This window comes from Lentzea sp. HUAS TT2 (assembly GCF_051853195.1).
In the GTDB taxonomy this organism is placed as follows: Bacteria; Actinomycetota; Actinomycetes; order Mycobacteriales; family Pseudonocardiaceae; genus Lentzea.
This window is the reverse complement of record NZ_CP196667.1, coordinates 4670990-4691812: the sequence shown is the minus strand read 5'-3', so window position 1 is coordinate 4691812 and position 20823 is coordinate 4670990. Positions and strand designations below refer to the sequence as shown.

Annotated in this window: 28 protein-coding genes and 2 tRNA genes; 20 read left to right on the top strand and 10 right to left on the bottom strand. The window is 66.0% G+C overall.

The window, feature by feature from the left end:
• Positions 1-2: 2 nt before the first annotated feature.
• Genes ACSHWB_RS23565 through ACSHWB_RS23555 form a run of 3 tightly spaced genes read right to left on the bottom strand, consistent with a single transcriptional unit; the run spans position 3 to position 2036 of the window.
• Positions 3-872, bottom strand: coding sequence for an exodeoxyribonuclease III (locus ACSHWB_RS23565; protein WP_439664654.1), 870 nt, complete (start codon positions 870-872; stop codon positions 3-5).
• A gap of 31 nt (positions 873-903) precedes the next feature.
• The gene (locus ACSHWB_RS23560) at positions 904-1422 is read right to left on the bottom strand and encodes a hypothetical protein (protein WP_439664160.1); all 519 of its coding nucleotides are present in this window, start codon (positions 1420-1422) and stop codon (positions 904-906) included.
• A gap of 5 nt (positions 1423-1427) precedes the next feature.
• Positions 1428-2036 (bottom strand): MFS transporter, encoded by a 609-nt coding sequence (locus ACSHWB_RS23555; protein WP_439664159.1) that lies wholly within the window; start codon positions 2034-2036, stop codon positions 1428-1430.
• A 54-nt stretch (positions 2037-2090) separates the two neighbouring features.
• On the opposite strand from ACSHWB_RS23555, the gene ACSHWB_RS23550 reads away from it, so the two are divergent.
• The gene (locus ACSHWB_RS23550; RefSeq protein WP_439664158.1) at positions 2091-2822 is read left to right on the top strand and encodes an AraC family transcriptional regulator; all 732 of its coding nucleotides are present in this window, start codon (positions 2091-2093) and stop codon (positions 2820-2822) included.
• Here the strand turns inward: ACSHWB_RS23550 and ACSHWB_RS23545 are convergent.
• The gene (locus tag ACSHWB_RS23545) at positions 2819-3520 is read right to left on the bottom strand and encodes an SDR family NAD(P)-dependent oxidoreductase (RefSeq protein ID WP_439664157.1); all 702 of its coding nucleotides are present in this window, start codon (positions 3518-3520) and stop codon (positions 2819-2821) included. The two genes, ACSHWB_RS23550 and ACSHWB_RS23545, sit on opposite strands and share 4 nt — an antisense overlap.
• A gap of 109 nt (positions 3521-3629) precedes the next feature.
• On the opposite strand from ACSHWB_RS23545, the gene ACSHWB_RS23540 reads away from it, so the two are divergent.
• Both ACSHWB_RS23540 and ACSHWB_RS23535 read left to right on the top strand, forming a co-directional pair.
• Complete coding sequence (locus tag ACSHWB_RS23540; protein ID WP_439664156.1) at positions 3630-4184, top strand: TetR/AcrR family transcriptional regulator; 555 nt, start codon at positions 3630-3632, stop codon at positions 4182-4184.
• Positions 4185-4296: 112 nt separating this feature from the next.
• Positions 4297-5196 carry a methyltransferase domain-containing protein gene (locus tag ACSHWB_RS23535; protein ID WP_439664155.1) on the top strand — a complete coding sequence of 300 codons (900 nt, stop codon included), beginning with the start codon at positions 4297-4299 and terminating at the stop codon, positions 5194-5196.
• Positions 5197-5624: 428 nt separating this feature from the next.
• Here the strand turns inward: ACSHWB_RS23535 and ACSHWB_RS23530 are convergent, their stop codons facing one another.
• Together ACSHWB_RS23530 and ACSHWB_RS23525 are read right to left on the bottom strand one after the other, a co-directional pair.
• Positions 5625-6764 carry a toll/interleukin-1 receptor domain-containing protein gene (locus ACSHWB_RS23530; RefSeq protein ID WP_439664154.1) on the bottom strand — a complete coding sequence of 380 codons (1140 nt, stop codon included), beginning with the start codon at positions 6762-6764 and terminating at the stop codon, positions 5625-5627.
• A 690-nt stretch (positions 6765-7454) separates the two neighbouring features.
• The gene (locus ACSHWB_RS23525; protein ID WP_439664153.1) at positions 7455-7883 is read right to left on the bottom strand and encodes an NUDIX hydrolase; all 429 of its coding nucleotides are present in this window, start codon (positions 7881-7883) and stop codon (positions 7455-7457) included.
• A 74-nt stretch (positions 7884-7957) separates the two neighbouring features.
• Here ACSHWB_RS23525 and ACSHWB_RS23520 point away from each other — a divergent pair, with 74 nt between their 5' ends.
• From ACSHWB_RS23520 to ACSHWB_RS23450, 15 genes are all read left to right on the top strand, one after another.
• Positions 7958-8737 (top strand): GntR family transcriptional regulator, encoded by a 780-nt coding sequence (locus tag ACSHWB_RS23520; protein ID WP_439664152.1) that lies wholly within the window; start codon positions 7958-7960, stop codon positions 8735-8737.
• Positions 8738-8853: 116 nt separating this feature from the next.
• Positions 8854-9219, top strand: a complete 366-nt coding sequence (locus ACSHWB_RS23515; RefSeq protein WP_439664151.1) for a hypothetical protein — start codon at positions 8854-8856, stop codon at positions 9217-9219.
• Between the two features lie 261 nt (positions 9220-9480).
• Positions 9481-9789, top strand: a complete 309-nt coding sequence (locus ACSHWB_RS23510) for a hypothetical protein (RefSeq protein ID WP_439664150.1) — start codon at positions 9481-9483, stop codon at positions 9787-9789.
• Positions 9786-10187, top strand: coding sequence for a hypothetical protein (locus ACSHWB_RS23505; protein ID WP_439664149.1), 402 nt, complete (start codon positions 9786-9788; stop codon positions 10185-10187). Before ACSHWB_RS23510 ends, ACSHWB_RS23505 begins: the two co-directional genes overlap by 4 nt.
• 3 nt (positions 10188-10190) lie before the next feature.
• A complete protein-coding gene (locus ACSHWB_RS23500; RefSeq protein WP_439664148.1) occupies positions 10191-10457 on the top strand; it encodes a hypothetical protein in 267 nt (88 codons plus the stop codon).
• Positions 10457-10675 (top strand): hypothetical protein, encoded by a 219-nt coding sequence (locus ACSHWB_RS23495; RefSeq protein WP_439664147.1) that lies wholly within the window; start codon positions 10457-10459, stop codon positions 10673-10675. Before ACSHWB_RS23500 ends, ACSHWB_RS23495 begins: the two co-directional genes overlap by 1 nt.
• 75 nt (positions 10676-10750) lie before the next feature.
• Positions 10751-12118: an FtsK/SpoIIIE domain-containing protein gene (locus tag ACSHWB_RS23490; RefSeq protein WP_439664146.1), complete on the top strand. Its 1368-nt coding sequence runs from the start codon at positions 10751-10753 to the stop codon at positions 12116-12118.
• 122 nt (positions 12119-12240) lie between these two features.
• Positions 12241-12702, top strand: coding sequence for a hypothetical protein (locus ACSHWB_RS23485; RefSeq protein WP_439664145.1), 462 nt, complete (start codon positions 12241-12243; stop codon positions 12700-12702).
• Positions 12699-13031: a WhiB family transcriptional regulator gene (locus tag ACSHWB_RS23480; protein WP_439664144.1), complete on the top strand. Its 333-nt coding sequence runs from the start codon at positions 12699-12701 to the stop codon at positions 13029-13031. The genes ACSHWB_RS23485 and ACSHWB_RS23480 overlap by 4 nt, the downstream gene beginning before the upstream one ends.
• Positions 13032-13033: 2 nt before the next feature.
• On the top strand, positions 13034-13219 hold the full coding sequence (locus tag ACSHWB_RS23475; RefSeq protein ID WP_439664143.1) for a hypothetical protein: 186 nt from the start codon (positions 13034-13036) through the stop codon (positions 13217-13219).
• Positions 13220-13256: 37 nt separating this feature from the next.
• A complete protein-coding gene (locus ACSHWB_RS23470; protein WP_439664142.1) occupies positions 13257-14081 on the top strand; it encodes a hypothetical protein in 825 nt (274 codons plus the stop codon).
• Between the two features lie 503 nt (positions 14082-14584).
• Positions 14585-15250, top strand: a complete 666-nt coding sequence (locus ACSHWB_RS23465) for a DNA methylase (RefSeq protein WP_439664141.1) — start codon at positions 14585-14587, stop codon at positions 15248-15250.
• 42 nt (positions 15251-15292) lie between these two features.
• On the top strand, positions 15293-16654 hold the full coding sequence (locus tag ACSHWB_RS23460; protein WP_439664140.1) for a replication initiator: 1362 nt from the start codon (positions 15293-15295) through the stop codon (positions 16652-16654).
• Entirely contained in the window at positions 16651-16830 is a 180-nt protein-coding gene (locus ACSHWB_RS23455; protein WP_439664139.1) for a helix-turn-helix transcriptional regulator, read from the top strand. The genes ACSHWB_RS23460 and ACSHWB_RS23455 overlap by 4 nt, the downstream gene beginning before the upstream one ends.
• Before the next feature lie 14 nt (positions 16831-16844).
• Positions 16845-18005, top strand: coding sequence for a site-specific integrase (locus ACSHWB_RS23450; protein ID WP_439664138.1), 1161 nt, complete (start codon positions 16845-16847; stop codon positions 18003-18005).
• A 67-nt stretch (positions 18006-18072) separates the two neighbouring features.
• Here the strand turns inward: ACSHWB_RS23450 and ACSHWB_RS23445 are convergent.
• A tRNA-Ile gene (locus tag ACSHWB_RS23445) sits at positions 18073-18147 on the bottom strand.
• Between the two features lie 86 nt (positions 18148-18233).
• Between ACSHWB_RS23445 and ACSHWB_RS23440 the strand changes: the two genes are divergently transcribed.
• Positions 18234-18695: a GNAT family N-acetyltransferase gene (locus ACSHWB_RS23440; RefSeq protein ID WP_439664137.1), complete on the top strand. Its 462-nt coding sequence runs from the start codon at positions 18234-18236 to the stop codon at positions 18693-18695.
• Here the strand turns inward: ACSHWB_RS23440 and ACSHWB_RS23435 are convergent.
• Together ACSHWB_RS23435 and ACSHWB_RS23430 are read right to left on the bottom strand one after the other, a co-directional pair.
• Positions 18650-19507: an oxygenase MpaB family protein gene (locus ACSHWB_RS23435; protein ID WP_439664136.1), complete on the bottom strand. Its 858-nt coding sequence runs from the start codon at positions 19505-19507 to the stop codon at positions 18650-18652. The genes ACSHWB_RS23440 and ACSHWB_RS23435 overlap by 46 nt on opposite strands.
• 66 nt (positions 19508-19573) lie before the next feature.
• Positions 19574-19649, bottom strand: a tRNA-Asn gene (locus tag ACSHWB_RS23430).
• Between the two features lie 143 nt (positions 19650-19792).
• On the opposite strand from ACSHWB_RS23430, the gene ACSHWB_RS23425 reads away from it, so the two are divergent.
• Entirely contained in the window at positions 19793-20074 is a 282-nt protein-coding gene (locus ACSHWB_RS23425; RefSeq protein WP_439664135.1) for a hypothetical protein, read from the top strand.
• A gap of 6 nt (positions 20075-20080) precedes the next feature.
• On the opposite strand, the gene ACSHWB_RS23420 is transcribed toward ACSHWB_RS23425, so the two are convergent.
• The gene (locus ACSHWB_RS23420) at positions 20081-20821 is read right to left on the bottom strand and encodes a trans-aconitate 2-methyltransferase (protein ID WP_439664134.1); all 741 of its coding nucleotides are present in this window, start codon (positions 20819-20821) and stop codon (positions 20081-20083) included.
• Between the last annotated feature and the right edge of the window lie 2 nt (positions 20822-20823).

Below are 20823 nucleotides of genomic sequence, written 5' to 3'. Positions count from 1 at the left end.
GATCACTTGGCCTGCGGCAGCTTGACCTTCTTCTTCGACCCAGGCGACGAAGGCGGCGGCACCACGGGCCCGATGTCCCCGTCAGGAGCCTCGTCCAGATCCACGATCACCGGCGCGTGGTCACTGGGCCCGGTCCCCTTGCGCGCGTGCCGGTCGATCCACGCGGCCTTGGCCCGCGGCGCCACGGAGGCGGACGCGAGGATCAGGTCGATGCGCATCCCGAGGTCGCGGTGGAACATGCCGGCCCGGTAGTCCCAGTAGCTGAAGATCCGCTCGGTGGGCCAGCGGTCGCGCACGACGTCGTGGAACCCCAACGCCTCGATGGCCTGCAGTGCGGCGCGTTCGGGTTTGGTGACGTGGGTCTGGCCGATGTAGGCCTCGGGGTCGAACAGGTCCGCGTCGGTCGGCGCGATGTTGATGTCACCGCACACCAGCGCGTCCGCCGGGCCCGCTTCGAGCACGTCACGCAGGGCCGCCAGCCACTCCAGCTTGTACTTGTAGTGGTCCGACTCGGGCTCACGGCCGTTCGGCACGTACAGCGAATGGACGCGCACGCCGCCACACGTTGCCGCGACGGCACGGGCCTCGATGTGCGGGAAGCCCGGTGCGCCTGCGACGCCTACCGCGACGTCTTCCAGGCCCACGCGCGAGAGGAGGGCCACGCCGTTCCACTGCGTTTCGCCGAACAGCGCTACCTCGTAGCCGCGTTCCTTCAGGGCGTCGCCGAGCAGCGCGGTGAAGGCGTCGTCGGCCAGTTTGGTCTCCTGCAGGCACACGACGTCCGGCTGCCGCTGGTCCAGCCACGGCAGCAGGCGGGGCACGCGTTGCTTGACGGAGTTCACGTTCCAGGTCGCCACTCGCACGCGCCCCACGGTAGTCATCGCGACTAGAGCGCGCATCGAACTACACGCGCACAGGTGAGCGCAGACCTCGTGCCGCCACCCACGCGACGATAGGCAGCACTACGAGAGACAGCAGGCCCCACTGCAGGTTCGTTGCGCTTGCCACGGCGCCGACCACCGGTGAGCCCAGCCCGCCGATGCTGACCGCGAGACCCAGCGTGACGCCGCTCGCGGTGCCGAGACGGTTGGGCAGGTAGTCCTGGCCGAGGGTGACGTGCAGCGAGAACGGCACGTACAACGACACGGCCGCAAAAGCCACCATCAGGTACACGGCAGGACCGGGCACCAACGCCACACCGGCCACCGCAGGCACCGCGGCCGCATAAGACACCTGCAACACCCGGACGCGCCCGAAACGCCCGGCGAGCACGCCGCCGAGCAACGTGCTCGCGGCACCGGCCCCGAACAGCACGACGAGCGCCACGGCCCCCGCCGCCGGACCGCCGCCGACCCGTTGGGCCACCCACAAAGCGAGGAACGTGCCGAGCCCGAACGTCACCATCGACCGCGCGACGATCACCACCGTCAGCCGGCCGAACTGCCCCAGTCGTCCCGCCCGGCCTTCACCTCCACGGCAGCCGAAGCACCGTGCACCCCGCGCAGCGCCACCGCCGTGAGCACGCCTCCCACCAGCGCGGGCACGGCGAGCAGCGGACTCCACGCGAGCCCGCCGAACGCCAGCACCGGCGTGACGAGCACCGGCCCGAGGGCGAACCCGACGTTGCCGCCCACCGCGAACCAGCTCATGCCGACGTGGCTGTCCCGTGCGACCCGACGAGCGAGACGCGCCGCCTCCGGGTGGTACGCGGCGACGCCGAGGCCGGACAACGCGATCGCCAGCCACGTGAGGACGTACGAGTCACCGAGGCCCGACAACCCGATCCCCGCACCCGCGAGCGTCATCCCCAGCGGCACCAGCCACGGCATCGGACGCCGGTCGGTCAGGACGCCGAACAACGGCTGCACGACCGACGACAGCACCGTCGCGGCGACCGTGATGCCGGCCGCCGCGAGGTAGCTGTAGTCGCGTTCGAGCACGAGGAACGGCACCACGGCCGGCACTGCGTCCTGGTAGAGGTCGTTCACCGCGTGCCCGGCGACCAGGACCGACATCCGCCGGCGAGAGGTGTCCACACCCCGATCCTCACGCCGGCGATGCCGTTCGCGATTCCGATATTCTGCCGATGCATGTCGAATTCTCGCCATCTGCCGGCGGCGCCGACCACGAGCCGCGACCTGGCGGCCGCCAGTGGTGTCACCGCGCACTGGCACGACGAACACCAGATCGTCTACGCCAGCCGCGGCGTCGTGGCCGTGCACACGGAGGCGTCGCGCTGGATCGCGCCCGCGCACCGTGCGTTGTGGATCCCCTCCGGCGCCGTGCACTCCCATCGCGCGTACGGCGTCACACGGCTGCACTTCCTCGGACTCAAGCAGAACCCGTTGAAGCTCCACGAACCGACAGCACTCGCCGTTTCGCCACTACTACGAGAACTGCTGATCACCTACACAGAGCTCACCGACCGAGAAACCCCTGCGGGCAAACGAATGCGCGCGGTGCTGCTCGACCAGTTGGCCACCACAGCCGAACGACCGGTGCGCGTCCCCACCGCGCACGACCCCAGGCTCGCCGCGGTCTGCGCGACGCTCGAGACCGACCCCTCGGACACCCGCGGTCTCGAAGCGCTCGGCCGCGTGGCCGGCGCGAGCGGCAGGACGCTGACCAGGCTGTTCCGCGACGAGATGGGCATGACGTTCCCCCAGTGGCGCACGCAGCTGCGGCTCTACCACGCCCTGCGCCTGCTCGCCGAGGGTCAGTCCGTCACCGCTGTGGCCCTGCACTGCGGCTTCGCGACCGCGAGCGCGTTCATCGACGTCTTCCGCCGCTCGCTCGGCCACACCCCCGGTTCGTACCTCTAGAGCACCGAGAACACCTCCTCCGCGCGGTCCCGCTTCACGAACATCTGCCACGCGGTCTCGGCGATGTCGTCCGGGTTCAGCGTGTGCCCGGTCAGACCACCGAACTGCTCTGGCCTGCTCTCCACCAGCTTGTGGATGTCGCCGCGCTCGACGACGCCACCGATGGTGAGCGTCCCCGCGAACACGCCCTTCTCCGCGAGTGCCGCGTTGAGCGTGACGGCGTAGTTGCGCAGCGCCGCGGACGACAACGCGAGCGCGCCCAGCACCGGCATCGGCAGCACGGCGCTCAGCCCGCCCGCGAACAGCAGGCCACCCCCTCGCTCGATCACGCCCGGCAACACGTGCTGGACGACGTCGATCGCCGGGTAGAGCCACTCCATGGCAGCGAGCGCCTCCGCACGCGTCGTCGACGTGATCTCCCCCGGCATGTCGTTCAGGTCGGTGGCGCCCGGCCCGTAGTACACGACGTCCACGGGACCAACAGCGTCCAAAGTGGACAGAAGCTGCTCGCGATCACGCACGTCGGCGGCGAACGCCCGCGCCGACACGCCGGCGTCGGCGAGCTCGGCGAGATACCGGGCGTGCCGTGCGCCGCCGCGCGAGATCAGCGCCACGTCGTAGCCCTCGCGCCCGAACCTGTGCGCGACGGACATGCCGAGCCCGGGACCGGCCCCGAGCACAACTGCGGTGGGAGACATGGGTTTCATCCTTCCGAACGCTAATTCGAGACAACCCTCGACTTACGTGGCCGACGCTACCACAAAACTTGAGGGCACCATCGACTTAGCTCCCGCGTAGGATCCACCCATGGTCACCGCGTCGAGGCCCCTGCGTGCGGACGCGGCACGCAACCGGGAGAAACTGCTGGCAGCGGCCGCGGAACTGTTCGCGGAACGCGGCCTCGACGTGCCCATGGAACACATCGCCCGCCGCGCGGAAGTCAGCATCGGCACGCTCTACAAGCACTTCCCGAGCCGCGAGGACCTGGTGTCGGTGATCTTCCTCGACCGCCTCACCGCCCTCGACGTGATCGGCGAGAAGGCCCTGGCGGACCCGGACCCGTGGCACGCGTTCACGGTCTACCTCGACGACCTCTACGGCCTGCAGGCCGAGGACAGAGGCCTCAACGACGTCCTGGCCAGGGACCTGCCGAACGCCCCGGAGGTGGTCTCTGCCTGCCACCGCGGCGCCGGCCACGCCGAAGCCCTGATCACGCGCGCCATCGAGGGCGGCGTCCTGCGCGCGGACTTCTCGATCGTCGACATGGCCACGCTGACCAGGGCGATGGCCCAGGTCATCCGCGACTCCCCCGGCGAGTGGCGCCGCTTCCTGTCGATCTACGTCGACGGCCTGCACCCGTAGCCCTCGCAACGAAAGCGCGGCGTTCAACGGACGACGTCCGAGCAGAGTGACCCGCGCCACCACGCGCTAGCATGTCGCCTCGGCAACCTGGCGGATCAAGGTGAGGCTCACGATGATCAACGCGGTCATGCTCAAAACGGCGCTGGCAACACTGAAGAACGACGGCGTAAGCGGCCTGTTCACCGCCGTGCACGATCGCGTCTTTCCAGCCCAGATGTCGTCCTACGACGACTTCAAGCACCTCTTCCTCGGCAAGATCGGCCTGGAGATCGGCGGACCGACCCGCCTGTTCAAGCGCGGCAACCTCGTCCCCGTCTACCCCGACGCCGGCCGGATCGACAACTGCAACTTCAGCGCCCAGACGCTCTGGGAGGGCTCCATCGTCGAGGGGGCCACGTTCCGCTACCACGACGGCAGCGAACCGGGCGTCCAGTACGTGGCCGAGGCGACCGACCTGAACATGATCGCCGACGACACCTACGAGTTCGTGCTCTCCTCGCACGTCGTCGAGCACACCGCGAACCCGATCCAGGCCATGACGGAGTGGAAGCGCGTGCTCAAGGAGCAGGGCACGCTGGTCCTCGTCGCGCCGCACCTGGAGGGCACCTTCGACCGGAACCGCCCGGTCACCACGCTGGCGCACATGATCGAGGACTTCGAGAACAAGACGCCGGAGACCGACACCACGCACCTGGCGGAGATCCTGGCGCTGCACGACATGTCCCGCGACCCCGCGGCCGGCAGCCGGGCGGACTTCGAGCAGCGGTGCGCCGACAACCTGACGTTCCGCGGCATGCACCACCACGTCTTCGACACGGCGCTGCTGGTCGAGCTCGTCGACCACATGGGCCTGCAGATCACCGCGGTGGAGGCGTTCCGCCCGTTCAACATCGTCGTCATCGCGCGCAAGCCTGCCGAGGGCGAAGCGGTCTCGAACGAGCAGTTCCGCGGCGAGAACAGCACCTGGGCGAGCCCGTTTCAGGCGGACAAGCGGGGCACGGCGGCGAAGTAGGTCTTCGGAACTGTCCGCACTGGTCATGACCTCGTGGACATGACCAGTGCCAGATCCCGGAAACGCCTTCAACACCGGTGTGTGTGGTGGGGAAGGTGGGGCTCGAACCCACGACCTGACGGATAAGACGCAGCCTCTGCGGACGTCTGTCGTACCCTGCCAATACCTGGTTCTACCTGCGACGACTCGGTCTCGCAGTTGCTGTGCCGAACCGCTGGCAGTGGATGTTTTCCGTCATTATGTGAGGGAAAAGCATGGAGATGATCATGCGCTCGCAACCACGTGACCTCGAGGGCAAGCCTGTGGGCTGGTCGATGCCCCCAAGGCATCGAGCTGTCCATAGGTGCGGCAGCCGAGCGCCCCGGCCACCGAAACAGGCTAGCCCTCGGCGCTCGTCCCGACGATCGTAGCGACTCTTGCAGTGACAGTCAGGCCCCACCTTCTGTGACATCTTGTCCGGGCTCGTCGATCAAGTTTAGGATTTCTTTCCAAGCTTGAGCCGTTGCGTTGAGATCAACCATGACGAGCAGTGCATTCTGCATTTCAATCAGTACGTGATCCAAGTTGCCAGAGAATCCCTTGCTCTCTTCCATTGAATCATGAAAGAGAGCAACACTCTGAGTAGATTCAATGGCACCAGCCACCAGCGACCGCATTCCATTGAGGAAATCGCGAACATTTTGATCATCAATCTCCCCCGGAGAGTTGGCGATCATACGCAGCATTGAAGTGACTCCTGGCGCCACTTCGGCCAGTATTTGACGCATTTCTTGCGATTTCAAAGTGCAAGCGCTTGTGATCGGCTGCAGCTTCCTGGCGAAGGTGTTTGCGGCCTGAAGCTTCTCCCTGAATGAAGTTGCGTTAGACAGGCGAGAAGTTGCAGCCTCGGTCTCCTCGTTGAACTTGTCTATAAGGCCGCTGAAATCTGTTGCAACCTGGCCTAGTTCAGGCAATCTCTCCTCCGCTATGGCCATTACCTCAAGAGTACCCATTGAGATCTCACTTGAGGGCTCGACCGATTCTGCTTGGAAAACATCGACTGCCATTGATTCGCCTACCGGCGAAGTTGGCAGGTCGCCAACTACTTCATCTACTCGTGAGGCGATGTCTATGACTGCGGTCATCCAAGATCGCGATCCCTGCTCCTCGAAACGCAGATCCTGAATCGGCCGGTACTGCAGCTCCTTGATTTCCAGCCAAAGCTCGTCCGCGGAGAACCGCCTATCAATTTCATCTTGCGGATACAGAAGCAAAGGGATAAGCATTCGTCTTTGCTCCTGATCAAGAAGTGTCAGATACGTCTGGATTTCATCCCGACAGGCTGGACTCCGTAGGTACGCAGGGGAAATAATCGCAAACAGCACCGTCGAACCTGTCAGGCCGGCCTCTATACGCTGCCGCCATCTGTCTCCCAACGGAATCGACTCTGCATCAAAAAAGACGTCTACACTGAATCCGGACATGCTTCTGTACTGGACACCAATATCCGAGCTCAGCTTTTTCAGGCGTCCGTGTGTTCCTGCATCATCGATATGAGCATAAGAGAAGAACGTAGATACGTCTGACACATTCCCTCCACAATTGGCGGTCTGCGGGTAGCTTCAGCTCGTCTTGTCGACGGTGCTGAACACCTTCGACAAGGCACCGACTGCGGCGCATACCCGCATATGTTGATCTACAGTGCGGTTGTTACGCGCATTGAGCTAGTTCACTCGTATGGATGAGAACCCAATCGCAGCTTGCGTTGCTCAATACTGATCGACTTCCGCCTCACTTGCCCCGTCGCGAGCACGACCCTCCAGGAGGGGTGTCGCACCATCCCGTATGACCTGGCTCGCCCCAACCGCGCGCGTCAAGGGGGCACCTACCTCGTCAACGGGATCGTGCGCTGGAACGGCCCCCTTGACGCGTGTGGTTGCCCTCGGGGAGGTCATACGGGATGGTGCGTGCCCCGACCCCCGCTGGAACGCAATGTGTCGGCACTCCCCCGCACCATTTTGGAGACCTGCCCGTCCGGCGAGGACATGCTTTGAAGTCTCCGCGGTTCCCTGCGGGGGTCGCTGGCCGTTCCTGTCCGGCAACGGTCGACCTGCGCGCATGCCTCGCCCGCCGCGCTCGGACGCCGGAGGCGGCCTTGGGCGCGGCGGAGAAAGAGGCGCGTAGGTCTGCCGTTGTCGGGTAGGCACCAACGGCCAGCGGCCCCCGCAGGGGGCCGCCTTGATGAAGAAAAGAAACTCTGAACACGTCTGCCGTGACGGTCAAGCGGAAGCCAGATTGACCCCATCGTGCGCACGGACCTGAGTGACATCCTCAAATGCGTCAAGGACACGAACGGCGAATGCGGGGCTCATGAGTTCCCGGACCTCGTCGCGAGTCATCCAACGGATTTCGCTTGCCTCGTCGGTGGAAGAGACACTGCCGCTGAGTGCCTTGCATCGGAAGACGAGTGCGACGATGCCTCGACTGAGGTTCTTGTAGACACCAGTAAGGCGCTCGACATCGACCGCAACCCCGGTCTCTTCCGCCACTTCGCGCCGGACACCATCCTCAAAGGACTCTTCTAGTTCGAGCACTCCCCCAGGGGCCTGCCAATCCCCCGTGTCTTGCCGGCGGATGACGAGCACGCGGTCCTCATCGTCAACGACGATGCCCGCCACGCTGACGGAGTGCTTCGGCGTGCTGCTCATCGGTGCTACCAACTCCTCTGCTAGGTCTGTGAAAGACTAGAACACCTCTAGACATGTCCGCGAGGGAGACGGTTGTGCTGAAGCTTGGCCAGATCGATCGGACGCTCGATCAGACGCCAGCGCGTCAGATCGCAGCCATGTTCCGCGCCGCGATCAACAACAGGGATCTCGCTCCGAACGAGCGCCTGCCCTCCGAGTCTCAGCTGATCGAGCACTTCGGCGTGGCCAGGATGACTGTGCGCACTGCCCTGCTGGAACTCCGCAACGAAGGTCTAGTGGTTGCGGAGCACGGCAAGGGAACGTTCGTGCGGCCGGCGCCTCCCGTGCGGAGGATGGCTTCGGATCGCTTCGCCAGGAAACATCGAGCGGCAGGGAAGGCGGCCTTCCTCGCAGAGGCGGACAAGGCCGGTTATGCACCGAGCGTCGACCGTGTCCGGGTGTCGCGCTCCTCCGCGTCCGTAGAGGTGGCCGAACGGCTTGGTCTTCCTCCGGACACTGAGGTCGTGGTGCGTGCCCGGCGCTACCTCGCCAATGGGCGACCAGTGGAGACGGCGGTCTCGTACATCCCAGCCGATCTGGCCTCCGGCACTCCTATTGAAGAGCCGGACACCGGCCCCGGTGGGATCTACGCCCGACTGGAAGATGCAGGCCACGTGCTCGACCGATTCCGCGAAGAAGTCTCGTCTCGGATGCCTACGCCTGACGAGCGACGCGAACTGGAAGTCGGCGAGGGTGTCCCCGTGCTGCTGGTCGTGCGTACCGCCTACGACACGGCTGGGCGAGCTGTCGAGGTGTGCGACACAGTCAAGGTCGCCCCTGCCTACCTGCTCGAATACGAGTTCCGCGCCCGATAGTGCATTCGCGTTTGCAACTTGTCTAGAGGAGAGGGTTGCATCTCCTCTAGACGTCTAGGAGAGTAGAACTTGTCTAGAGGAGTGGCCCGGTTCGGGTCAGAACAGAGGAGCAACCGATGGCACTGCGCAACATCCCCGTCGTGTTCGAGGCGTACCGACTGCTGGTCACCGAGGCGCCGACGATCAAGATGCGCAAGGACGACAAGACGGGCGAGATGGTTCCGGCGACCGACTACAAGGGCGTCCAGCAGTTCCAGGTGTCGGTGTTCGCCAAGCCGCTCCCGAACGCTGAGGGCTACCAGGGCAAGGGTGAAGAGCTCAAGATCACGATGTCGGTTGACCCCGGCGACGACATCACTGAGGGCATGTACGTCTCGCTGATCTCGCCCACGGTCTCGATGTGGCAGAACGACATGGGCGCGGGCCTGTCGTTCAAGGCTGAGGGAATCATCCCGGCCGCCGCGATGCGTTCGGTTGCCTGATCGTCCACTGTGCTCGGTTGCCCTGCCCGGTTAGGCCGGTCGCCCGTTTCGAGTCGGGCCAGGGTGCGGAAATCCACGTTCTGCCAGGGGACTGGCCTGCTGCCCGTTCGAGTCGGGCATAGGAACGCGCGATTACGTCCTTTGAGAATTCCATAGTGTGTTGAGCCATGCCAAAAACGCGCCGGTTTGTTCGGCGGTGTCAGGCCCGTGCATAACGTTCCTGCCACCTGCCGTGCATTCCGAGCGGAAAGGTTCGATTTTATGGCAAGGACAAGCGGAATTGTGATGGTGGTCGACCGCGCTCGTGGCACTCAGCCCTACGTGATCGCGGTGGACTTCCGCAGGGTGTTCCGGCAGATCTCACCGACCGAAATGGAGGGTTTGCCCCTGTGGGAGGCCCAGTTGGTCACGCATCTGCTGGAGACAGGCGAGTTCGACCGCGACACGAAGATCCTCAGCCTGACCTGTGACGGCTGTACCAACCGCGTGGTCGCCCTGGAAGCACCACGGCACCGCGACGTTGAGGTGAGGCCCGGTTCGGCCTTCAACAAGGGCGGTGACGTGCGGTGAGTACCGACCTGTTCGGCAACGAGATCGACACCGCGCCTGCTGCATCTCCGGCGTCGGCCGCTCCGGTGGTCAACGACATGCGGGTGATCATGGACGTCCTGAACCGCGCGGTAGACGAACCCGGCTACGCGATTGCGGGGCCGACGCGGCGCGTTTATCGCCGCACCAACAACAAGACCATGAAACACGTCCCTCGATGGGAACTGGAAGCAGTTTTACAGCTCATCGATAGCGGCCAGCTCATCATCGGCGGCACCCACGTGTTGCGATGCGGCGCGATTCGTCAGGCGGTGAACTCGGTTCTAGTTCCGACGATAACGCGGCAGAAGCTGAAGCGGTGGAACGCGCTCAAGCCGATGGGAAACCAGGCAGCTTCGACGTCGAAGAAAGGCGCATAACCGATGGTGGTTCAGGCGTACAACGCGCACGCGATCAGGAAGTACGCCGGTTTTGTGTCGGCGATCAACTTCGCAACGGAGCAGCTCGCGCCGCTGGAGACGTTGATCAACCGGATGAACCTGGGCAACGCCCTGCCGGGTGACTGGCGGGTTCCCAAGCCCGATGAGCTCAAGGCGCAGCTGGCCAAGGCCCGCAAGGACCTGGAGGACCTCAAGGCCCACGCGGTCAAGTACGAGATCGAGCTGAAGTCTCGCGAGTGGAGGGTCTGATGTCTCACCAGCTCAACAACGCCTTGGAGGACATGGGAAAGGCCATGTCCCAGCTGCGGATCGCAATCAAGGACATCCCGGTCCGCCGGGAAGGCTTCAAAGGTCTGCACGACCAGTTCGCGCGCTCGGTGGCAACGCTGACCACGCACATGTCCTACGCCAGCGTGCTGCTCGATGAGGAAGCCGCGGAACGCCGCAAGCGTCGCCGCAACAGGTGATGTTCGAGGCAGAGGCCGGCCACTCCCACGTTCGGCCTCTGTCGTTCTCCCCCAACCAACTTGAAGGGATCAACGATGTCCAAGCGCTCTCGTTCCAAGTCCGACCGTCCGCAGGGCGGCGAGTTCAAGGCTGTGGTGTGGGCGGTGCGTCACCCCGGTTCACTTGCCGGTCCTTCTGCCCTTATCGGCGCGCTCTCGCAGTTCGGTCCGACCACGACCGGCGCGGTCCTCGGTGGTGCTGCCGCTGGTGTGGGTGCCTGGTACCGGGCTCACCCGGACACCTTCGACGCCTACGCCGCTCCGGTGCTGCGGGCGTGGAAGCGACGTTGGGCTGGCGCCTACACCGGTCGCAACTGGAAGGCATTGATGGGCTCGTGTGGGCTGACCCGAACACACCCGCGCACCCTGCAAGTCCTGGTGCCGCGTGTGATGCGGGTGCGGTCGTGGTCGTCCTCGGTGGACACGGTGCGGGTTCGTCTGGTGCTGGGCATGTCGGCGAAAGCGTTCATCGACGCAGCCGACGAACTCGCTGACAGTCTCAAGGCCGAACGTGTCGCGGTCGAGCGCACGGCACCTGGTGAGGTCACGCTGATCGTGCAGCGCGATGAGCCGTTCACCTGGGTCATCCCCTCACCCGAACTGGCCGAAGACGTGTCCGAGGTCGACCCGCTGTCGCTGTACGTCGGCGAGGACGAGTTCGGCCGCGAGTACCACGAACCGCTCTACGGCACCCACTTCCTGCGCGCCGGCGAGACCGGATCGGGTAAGAACTCCCTTCCGGCGCAACGGCTGCGCGCGGCGGCTCCGCTCATCCGCGCCGGTCTGGTCCGGCCGTGGGTGATCGACCCCAAGATGATGGAGTGGGGCTGGCTCAAGCCGATCCTGGACGGTCGCTACGCCGACAACCCCACAGACGGCCTGGAACTGCTGGACGCGTTCGTGGCGAACATGGCGCGTAAGCAGAAGCTCATGCAACGGCGCAAGCTGCGTAAGACTCCGATCTCCCCGGAGTTCCCGGTCGACTGGCTGATCTTCGATGAGATCGGCTACACGATGGCCTATCAGCCTGACTTCGCGCATGCGATCTGCGGCCAGACCGCGATCATCGCCTCGACCGGCCGCACCACTCACGATGTGGTGGAGGCGCTGGTGCAGGAACCGACCAAGGACACCGTGCCGGTGCGTGAGCTGCTGCCTCACCGCGTGTGCCTGCGAGTGTCCAGTGACAGCCACCCGGACATGGTCCTCGGCTCTGGTATGCGGGCACGTGGCGCGGTCGCCGACGAACTCCCGCAGGGTGAGGAGAACGCCGGTATCGGCTTCGCCCGCGCTCCCAAGACCCGTCAGCCGCGCCGCATCCGGGTCGCCTACACCGACGACGCGCAGTGCTCGGAGCTGGTGTCGTTCGTCAAGGCGCCGACCACGCTCCGCGCCGTCTCCTAACCCGCTTTGTCACTTAAGCGTCAAAAAAGGCTTGGGTCTGTCCGTCCACTTCACACTCTCAAGGAGGTCTGTTCGTCATGCCTGCCAACAACAATCGCTCACTGGATCGAACGCTGCGGACGGTGCGCGGACACATCCGCACGTACAACCTGCCCCGCCCGGACCGCCTGGTCATCTCCACCGCGTCCCGGTCGGTGCACACCGAGTTCACCTCTGGCGCTGCGGTGGACCGGTTCGCGGCCGTGCTGCTCTGGTCCGCCACCTTGCACGGCAACGAGTTCGGGCTCACCTACGGCTGGCACAACGAGATCCGGCTCGCCGCTACCGGTCGTACCCGCGCGGGTATCGGGATCGGACTGGCGTGCTCGGGCTCGGTGTTCGAGCTGGGCGGCACCGTAGAGGAGTACGACGGTTTCAACGGTGTGGTCCACAGCTTCGCCAACCTGCCCGGCCTGCCCACCCTCACTCAAGCAACCCCGGATCTCGCGTCCTACGACGAACTCGCCGCACTGGTCACGCACGCCCGCACCGTTCCGGTCTCCGAGGACACCGTTCCGGCCCGCGTGCTGGGGGTGGTCGCGTGAACCCCACCGACCACCCCGGCTACGTCGGCACGCGCGCTCTGATGCTCGCCCTGTTCGGCCCGTCCGGCACCCCGCCTGCCTGGCGCGCAGACGCCGCGTGCGCCGGTGAGGACACCGAAATGTTCTTCGCCACCAACACCACCGGCAAAGCCCTCGACCTCTGCGCCGGATGCCCGGTCATCGCGCAGTGCCACGCGGACACCGCCGAATGGGAGAGCAAGACCCGCTCCCGACGGTTCTACGCCTCCGGCGTCGTCGGCGGCACCACCGGATCCGAACGCAACCAGACCTACTACCCGCGCACCACCACCCGAAAGGAAGTCGCCTAGCCATGAACGTCCAACTCGTCATCCCCGTCACCCGCAAGACCCCCGCCCGCGCCATCGGCATCAGCCTGACCGTGCTCGCCGGCCTCGGCCTGATGTGGCTGCTCTTCGGCTGGATCGGCACCGTCGTCCTGGTCGCCGAACTGGCCCTGCTCGGACGCCTGCTCCTGCGCGCCGCCAACGGCAAGTAGCTCGTGTCCACATCAGACCCGCCAGGAGGTGAACCCCGTGAAACTGTTCCGCCGCAACAAGAAGACCAACGAAGACGGGCCGGAACCGACTCGGGCCGTGCGCCGCCTGCGGCATCAGCTCGATGAAGCACACGACGTGCGCGCCCTGGCCGACGATCCGTTGCTGGCCGTGGTCAACGCCGACCGGTTGCGGGTCTCCATCAGCCGCTCGCTGTGGTGGTTTCTCGCCATCGGCCTCGGGTTCACCACCACGGGCGTGCACGACTTCCTCGCCGGAGACCTCCCCGTCACCGATCCACTGTGGTGGGGAGCCTGGCTGGTCGAACCCGCACTCGCCGGAATCCTGATCACCGTGCTCCGGTGGGAGTCCGAGATGCTCGCCCACGGCCAGCACGTGGACGACGGACCCGTGGTCAAGCTGAAGCGGCTGCTCCTGGCCGCGACGCTGGTCACCAACGTGTGGTCCGCCGTCTCGCCCTCGAAAGGCCCCGTGAGCGCGGGCAACGTGTTCCTCCACGTCGTCATCCCCGTCGTGGTGTTCCTGCTCGCCGAGGTAATGCCGATCATCCAGCAACGCTGCGTGGCCGTGCGAGACGCGGCTCTGCGCGAAGCGACCCGGCGCAACGCAGCTCGAACCGAAGCCCCCCAGGAAAGGCCGGTCGCCACCACGGCCTCGACTCCGACCGTAAGCAGCATCGGCCTCGACCAGCTCGCGGGCCTGCGGCTACCACCGCCGATGCGCGCCACCCTCACCGCGCGCATGACCGAACTCGGACGGCCCCTCACAGCTCCTGAGGTCTCCGAGCTGCTGCGGCTGCCCGCGGACTTCGCCGCCCGCGTCGCGGACCAGCTCGCCGCCTAGCCACGAACAGGCAACCCCTCGCCTGTTCGCCATGAGGGCGGGACACGACAACCCCCGGTCGTGTCCCGCCCTTCTTGCTTCTCAAGTGCCGCAACGAAAGGAATCGGATGACCGGATCGAATGACACGAGTGGGTGCGCGCTGACGGAGAACTGTTCCTCGCCCGCGCACTTCGCGAACTGTCCGCGCTTCTCGCTGGTGATTCCTCTGATGGTCGTCCGCTACCCGGCTGACAGCGAATCGGAGGCCAGTGCAACCGACGAGACCGACGACCGATGCCCTCGCGGTTGCCCGGAAGGTGAGTGCTACTGCCCTGATGGGTCGGAACCGCGTTGGTGCGGCCACGGCCCCGGCGGCGAATGTCCTACGTGTCACGGCTGCTACGGCTGCGACGCCTGCCACTGCGGTGAGGACTACTAGCCGCCAGTTCTCTGCAAGGGCGGGACACGACAACTCCAGTCGTGCCCCGCCCTTTCACGTCTGTCCACACGAATGGAGACTCCAATGCCACCACGGCTGCTCGACCTATTCGGCGGTGCCGGTGGTGCCGCACACGGCTACCGCCTCGCCGGCTGGCACGTCACCGGTGTGGACATCGCACCCCAGCCCCGCTACGCCGGACACGAGTTCCACCAGGCCGACGCGCTCGACTTCCTCGCCGCACACGGCCACGAGTTCGACGCCGTGCACGCCTCCCCGCCGTGCCAGGGGTACTGCACCCTCACCGCCGGCACCAACCACGGCCGCACCTATCCGCTGCTCGTCGCGCCCACCCGAGACCTGCTTGACCGCCTCGGCCGCCCGTACGTAATCGAGAACGTGCCGAACGCGCCTCTTCGGCCTGATGTCGTCCTGTGTGGCCTGACGTTCGGTCTGAAGGTCTTCCGACACCGCGTCTTCGAGCTGGGCGGCTGGATGAGCCTTCAGGCCCCGCACACCCCACACCGCCGTCACCGCGTGGCCGGCTGGCGACACGGTGAACGCCACGACGGCGACATGGTCGCGGTCTACGGCGACGGCGGCGGAAAGGGCTCGGTCACCGACTGGCAGACCGCGATGGGCATCGACTGGACCGCAGACCGCCGCGAACTCGCCGAAGCCATCCCGCCCGCCTACACGGAGTTCCTCGGCTCCGTCCTGCTCGACCAACTCCCCGCGCTCGCCACCTGATCACCACACATCCCCTGCACGCCAACGAAAGGAGGCCAGACGATGCTGCCCGGAAACCCCCACACCACCCTGGAAGACCGCATCGCCCGCAAGGTCACCTCACCCGGCTACCACGAATGGCGCGCCAAGGTCACCGCTACCAACGGCTGCGCCGTCCCGGTCCGCCTCTTCGGCGCGTGGCAGCTGCACGACGCCACCACCCGCAAAGTGCTCGCCCACCACGGCGGCGAGATCATGGTGCCCTGCGGCAACCGGCGCTCCGCTGTGTGCCCGTCCTGCTCGGACCGCTACGCCGCCGACGCCTACCACCTCATGCACGCCGGTCTCGCCGGTGGCTCCAAGGGCGTCCCGGCCACCGTGACGGACAAGCCGCGAGCGTTCGCCACCCTCACCGCTCCGTCCTTCGGCCCGGTGCACAACCGCTTCACCATGGCCAACGGCAAGATCCGGCCGTGCACGGGATGCGGCGAGTACCACCACCAAGCCGACCCGCGCGTCGGTGCTGCCGTCGACCCCGGCACCTATGACTACGAGGGTTCGGTGCTCTGGCAGGCCAACGCCGGCGCGCTGTGGCACCGCTTCCGCATCGCCCTCAACCGCGAGCTGGCCAACGCGGCAGGGCTCAAGGTCCGCGAGTTCGCCAACCACGCCCGGCTGTCGTACGCCAAGGTCGCCGAGTACCAGCGACGCGGCCTCGTGCACTTCCACGCCGTCGTGCGCGTAGACGGCCCTGACGGCCCCACAGACCGCACCCCCGCATGGGTCACCAGCGAACTCCTCGACGCGTGCATCAAGGCCGCTACGGCCTCGGTGAAGCTCACCGTTCCCCGCCCGGACGGCGTGGCGCTGGACCTGCGGTGGGGCTCACAGGTCGACGTCCGCCCGATCCGCGCCAACCAGGCCCACGAGGTCGAAGACGACAACGGCTCGATCAGTGAGACCCGCCTGGCCGCCTACGTCGCCAAGTACGCCACGAAGACCACGGGTAAGACAGACGGCACAGACCGGCCGATCCGCTCCCAGCTCTGCATCGACCACGCCAAGGTCAGCGACCACCACCGACGCATCATCCAAACCGCCTGGGACCTCGGCGGCCTCCCGCAGTACGAAGACCTCAAGCTGCGCCACTGGGCTCACATGCTCGGCTTCCGCGGCCACTTCCTGAGCAAGTCCAAGCACTACAGCACGACGTTCAAGTCCATTCGCGACGAACGCCGCGCCTTCCGCCACACCGAAACCCTCGAACGCCTCGGCCTCGAAGCCGACTCGGTCCTGGTCATCAACGACTGGGCCTACCAGGGCAACGGCTACGACACCGACGCAGAACGCGAACTCGCCGCCGCACTGGCCGGCCGAATCCGCGACGACCGACGGCGCAAATACGAACAGGAGACACACCAATGAGCAAGCTCTGGAGCATCAACGATGTCGCCGACTTCCTCGGCATTCCTGTTCAGACCCTCTACCAGTGGCGTACCAGGAAGTACGGCCCACCTGGCCGCCGAATCGGCAAGTACGTCCGGTACATCCCGGACGAGGTTAGGGCTTGGTTCGACGCCCAACCGAACGGAGTGAGCTGATGGGGCGGAGGCCCTTGGATGTCGGCACGTACGGCAAGATTCGCTTCTACTCGACCTCGACCGGTTGGCGGGCTACGACGAACTTCCGTGACTACGACGGAATTACCCGCCCGGTGGAACGCTCCGGCAAGACCAAGACAGCCGCTGAGAGGGCGCTGAAGGAGGCTCTCCGAGATCGCACAGCCCCCGGCGAGGAAGGAATGATCACTACGGAGACCCGATTCCGTGAGGCTGCCGAGGTGTGGCTGACAGAGTTCCGTGCAGCCGTCGCTGTCGGCGCTCGTTCCCCCACCTCGCTTGAGACCTACGAGGGCCGGTTGAACGGGATCATCCTGCCTGCGGTCGGCGAACTGCGAATGCGTGAGTTGACCGTGGCGCGTATCGGTAAACTCTTGACGACAGTGCAGGCCCGCCAGAGCGCGGCGAGCGCCAAGACCGTGCGCACGGTTGTCTCCGGAGTGTGTGCCCTGGCGGTCCGCCATGGTGCGCTACGAGCCAATCCTGTGCGGGATGTCGCCCACCTGGAAGGTCGTAAGACGCCGTCACGAGCACTGACTGAGGATGAGATGGCGGATCTGCTGGCCAAGCTCGACGCCGATGAGGTCGCAGCCCGCCATGATCTGCCTGACCTTGCTCGCTGGTACGCGGGCACAGGTGAGCGAACCGGTGAAGGTCTGGCGGTCCACTGGCCGCATCTCGACCTCGACGCCGGGACCGTGGACTGGGCCGGCAGCGTCATCCGGGTCAAAGGTGAAGGACAAAAGATCAACGAGGGCAAAACCGAAGTCTCTAAGCGAGCTTTGGCGCTCCCGTCGTGGTTGGTGACGATGCTGCGAGAACGGCGAACTCGCCTCGCGGAGAGGTTCAACGTCGCGGAGGACGAGTTGGAAGGGCCAGTCTTCCCGAACTCGCTCGGCACGCTTCGTGACAAGCACAACACGTTGTCGAGGTGGCGGGAGTTTCGCCAGCGTGCGGGGTATTCGTGGGTCACCTTTCGAACGTTCAGGCGGTCGGTCGCCACGATCTTGGACGACGCCGGCCTGTCGGCTCGGCAGATCGCCGAACAGCTCGGGCACTCGAAGGTCTCGACCACCCAGGACATCTACATGGGGCGTCGGGTGACCAGTCGCCGGGCGGCTGAAGCGCTGGACGAAGTTAGGTGGTCCGCGCAATAAAGTGAGGGAAAAGCGTGGGGGTGATCTTGAGCAAAGACGAGGTCACCCCCACTGAACAGGGGTTTTGTGGGGAAGGTGGGGCTCGAACCCACGACCTGACGGATTATGAGTCCGCTGCTCTGACCAACTGAGCTACTTCCCCCCGGCTCACGCTGCGTGGTGGAGGATACCGATCACGCCGAACGGGCCTTGCGGGCCCCCGTGGCGAGCGACACATAAGCTGGACACGTGCGTCTGACCCTCCGCGACTTCACCCCGGCGGACGAGCCCGAGCTGCTGGCGCTGTTCGCCGACTGCGACGACTGGTTCCAGGCCGCCACCGGTCATCCGTCCGGGCCCGGTGACGTGCAGAGTCTCTTCTACGCGCTGCCGGAGGGTGCCGCGTTCGAGCAGAAGCACCTGCTGGTCGCGCAGGCCCAGGGCATGATCGGGTTCGTGGACCTGGTGGTCGGCCATCCGCAGCCGCAGCACGCCAGCATCGGGTTCTTCCTCGTGCCGAAGGACCTGCGCCGGTGGGGCATCGGCAGGGAGATGGCGCAGGCGCTCCGCGAGCGCTTTCCGGACGTCACGCGCGTGCACGTCCGGCTCGACGACTTCAAGCCCGGCAACGAGTTCCTGAAGTCGATGGGCTTAGTGCTCAACGGTCAGCGGGCCGTGCTGGAGCTCGCTCCCAGGTCCGACGGCCGGTAGCCGCGCGGGTAGCCCGGATAGGTGCGGTTGGGGGCGCTGGTGAGCTTCAGGGCCTTGCGGACCGGCATCCGGCGCACCAGGAAAGCCCTCAGCCGCAACGCACGCCGTCCTGCGGCGCCCACCCACTCTGGTGGCGCGGTGAAGCCGAACGCGCGCACCATCGCCGGGTCGAGCATGGCGATCACGGCCCGTGCGACCGCCGGGCGCGCCGCGGACGGGTACCACGAGCAGAACAGGTCGAGCGTGTACTGGCCGATGCGGCGGTTCGACGGCGCGAACACGAAGTGCTGCTGTTCGTAGGCCGTCTTGAAGGCCAGGAGCTCGTCGTAGCCGGCCGGGATGTCGCGGATGCCCATGCGGGTGCCGACCGCGCGGTAGAAGTGGAAGCTCGCGAGCCGTTCGTTGTGCGTCAGCGGGCGCCAGCCGTAGCGTCCCAACCACTCGATCGGGTCGTAGATGAACGTCGACAGCACGTAGAGCATGTCGTCGTTCGAGATGTCGTAACGGCCGTGCTGGCGGTTGACGACGCGGAGCGCCTCACGACCGCGCGGGGAGTCGTAGCCGTGTTCCACGAGCTCGGCCATCAGCACGGCGGTGTCGTCGTAGCGCTTCTGCGGGCGGCGTTCGAACTCGCCGGTGCGTTCCAGCAGGCCCGAGATCGTCGGGACGCAGTACGTGCGGAACAGCGCCATCTCCAGCGACTTCTGGTAGTCCCACGGGAACTCCAGGCCGGCCGAGATCCGCATGATCTCCTCGTGGTCGGCGACCGGGTCCAGCGAGGAGATGCGGCGGAGGTTCGCGAAGCGGGCCATGGACCCAAGCTGACCGAAGCCCGTACAAAGCGAAAGACCCCAGTCGGTGGACTAGGGTCTAGGCGGTGGCTCCCCCAACTGGACTCGAACCAGTAACCCTGCGATTAACAGTCGCATGCTCTGCCAATTGAGCTATGGGGGAATGTTCGGTTGTTCTAGCTTGTCAGGCTTGGTTCCTCCTGACAGTGGGTAACTCTACATGAGCCTGGAAAGGGGTTTTGCAGGCACCCCCCACTTGGCCGCACCACAGGCTTTGACCAGGCACGATGCGAGAGGAGACGTCACATGAAGGGCATCTTGGTCGGCGCGGCGATCGGCTACGTGCTCGGCGCGAAGGCCGGCCGGGAGCGTTACGACCAGATCGTGCGCCTCTGGCACCGGTTCACCGCGAACCCGACGGTGCGCAAGACAGCGGCCCAGGCGAAGGACAAAGCGTTCGAAGCCGCAGTTCAGGCCAAGGATCTGGCCGCGGACGCCGCTGGAAAGGCAGCGGAGAAGGCCCCGTGGCGCCACCAGGAGGAGACCAACGGCAAGGTCACCACTCCGCCGGTGACGCCACGAACGTGACAGGCCTCACACCTGCGCGACCACGAAGATCCTCCTGAACGGGAACCAGGTGGTGCCGTCGGCTCGCTGCGGGTACGCCTCACGCAGCCGCGGCGCCAGTTCCGCCACATAGGCGTCCCAGTCCTCCGTGGACAGTGCGGCCCGAACGGGTCGCAAAGCCGTGCCGCTCACCCATTCGAGCACCGGGTCCTGGCCGGAGAGCCGCTGCACGTACGTCGTCTCCCAGACGTCCGCGACCGCGCACCCACCGAGCAGGTCCGCGTACTCCACCGGAGCCAGAACCGGCTTCTCACCACGGAAAACGTGCGCCAGCGACGCTCCGGCCACCTCGCGGATCAGGCGGTGCGACGCGTCCGCGTAGTTGCCGGGGACCTGGAACGCGAGCCACGCGCCGGAAGGCAGTGCCGCCGCCCATTTGGACACGATCGAGGGATGTGACGCGACCCACTGCAGGACCGCGTTCGACACCACGACATCGGTGTCCGGCAACGGTTCCCACGTCGTCACGTCGTCCACACGGGCGTCGACGCCGGCCGCACGCGCCGCCTCGACCATCTCCGGGGACGAGTCGAACGCCTCGATCACGGCCGTGGGCCACCGCGAGGCCAGCGACACGGTCAAGTTGCCGGGGCCGCAGCCCGCGTCCACCACGCGGCGAGGCTCGGAAGCCTGCACGCGCGCCATGAGCTCGTAGAACGGCCTCGCACGGTGATCGGCGAAGGCCAGGTACTGCGCCGGATCCCACATAC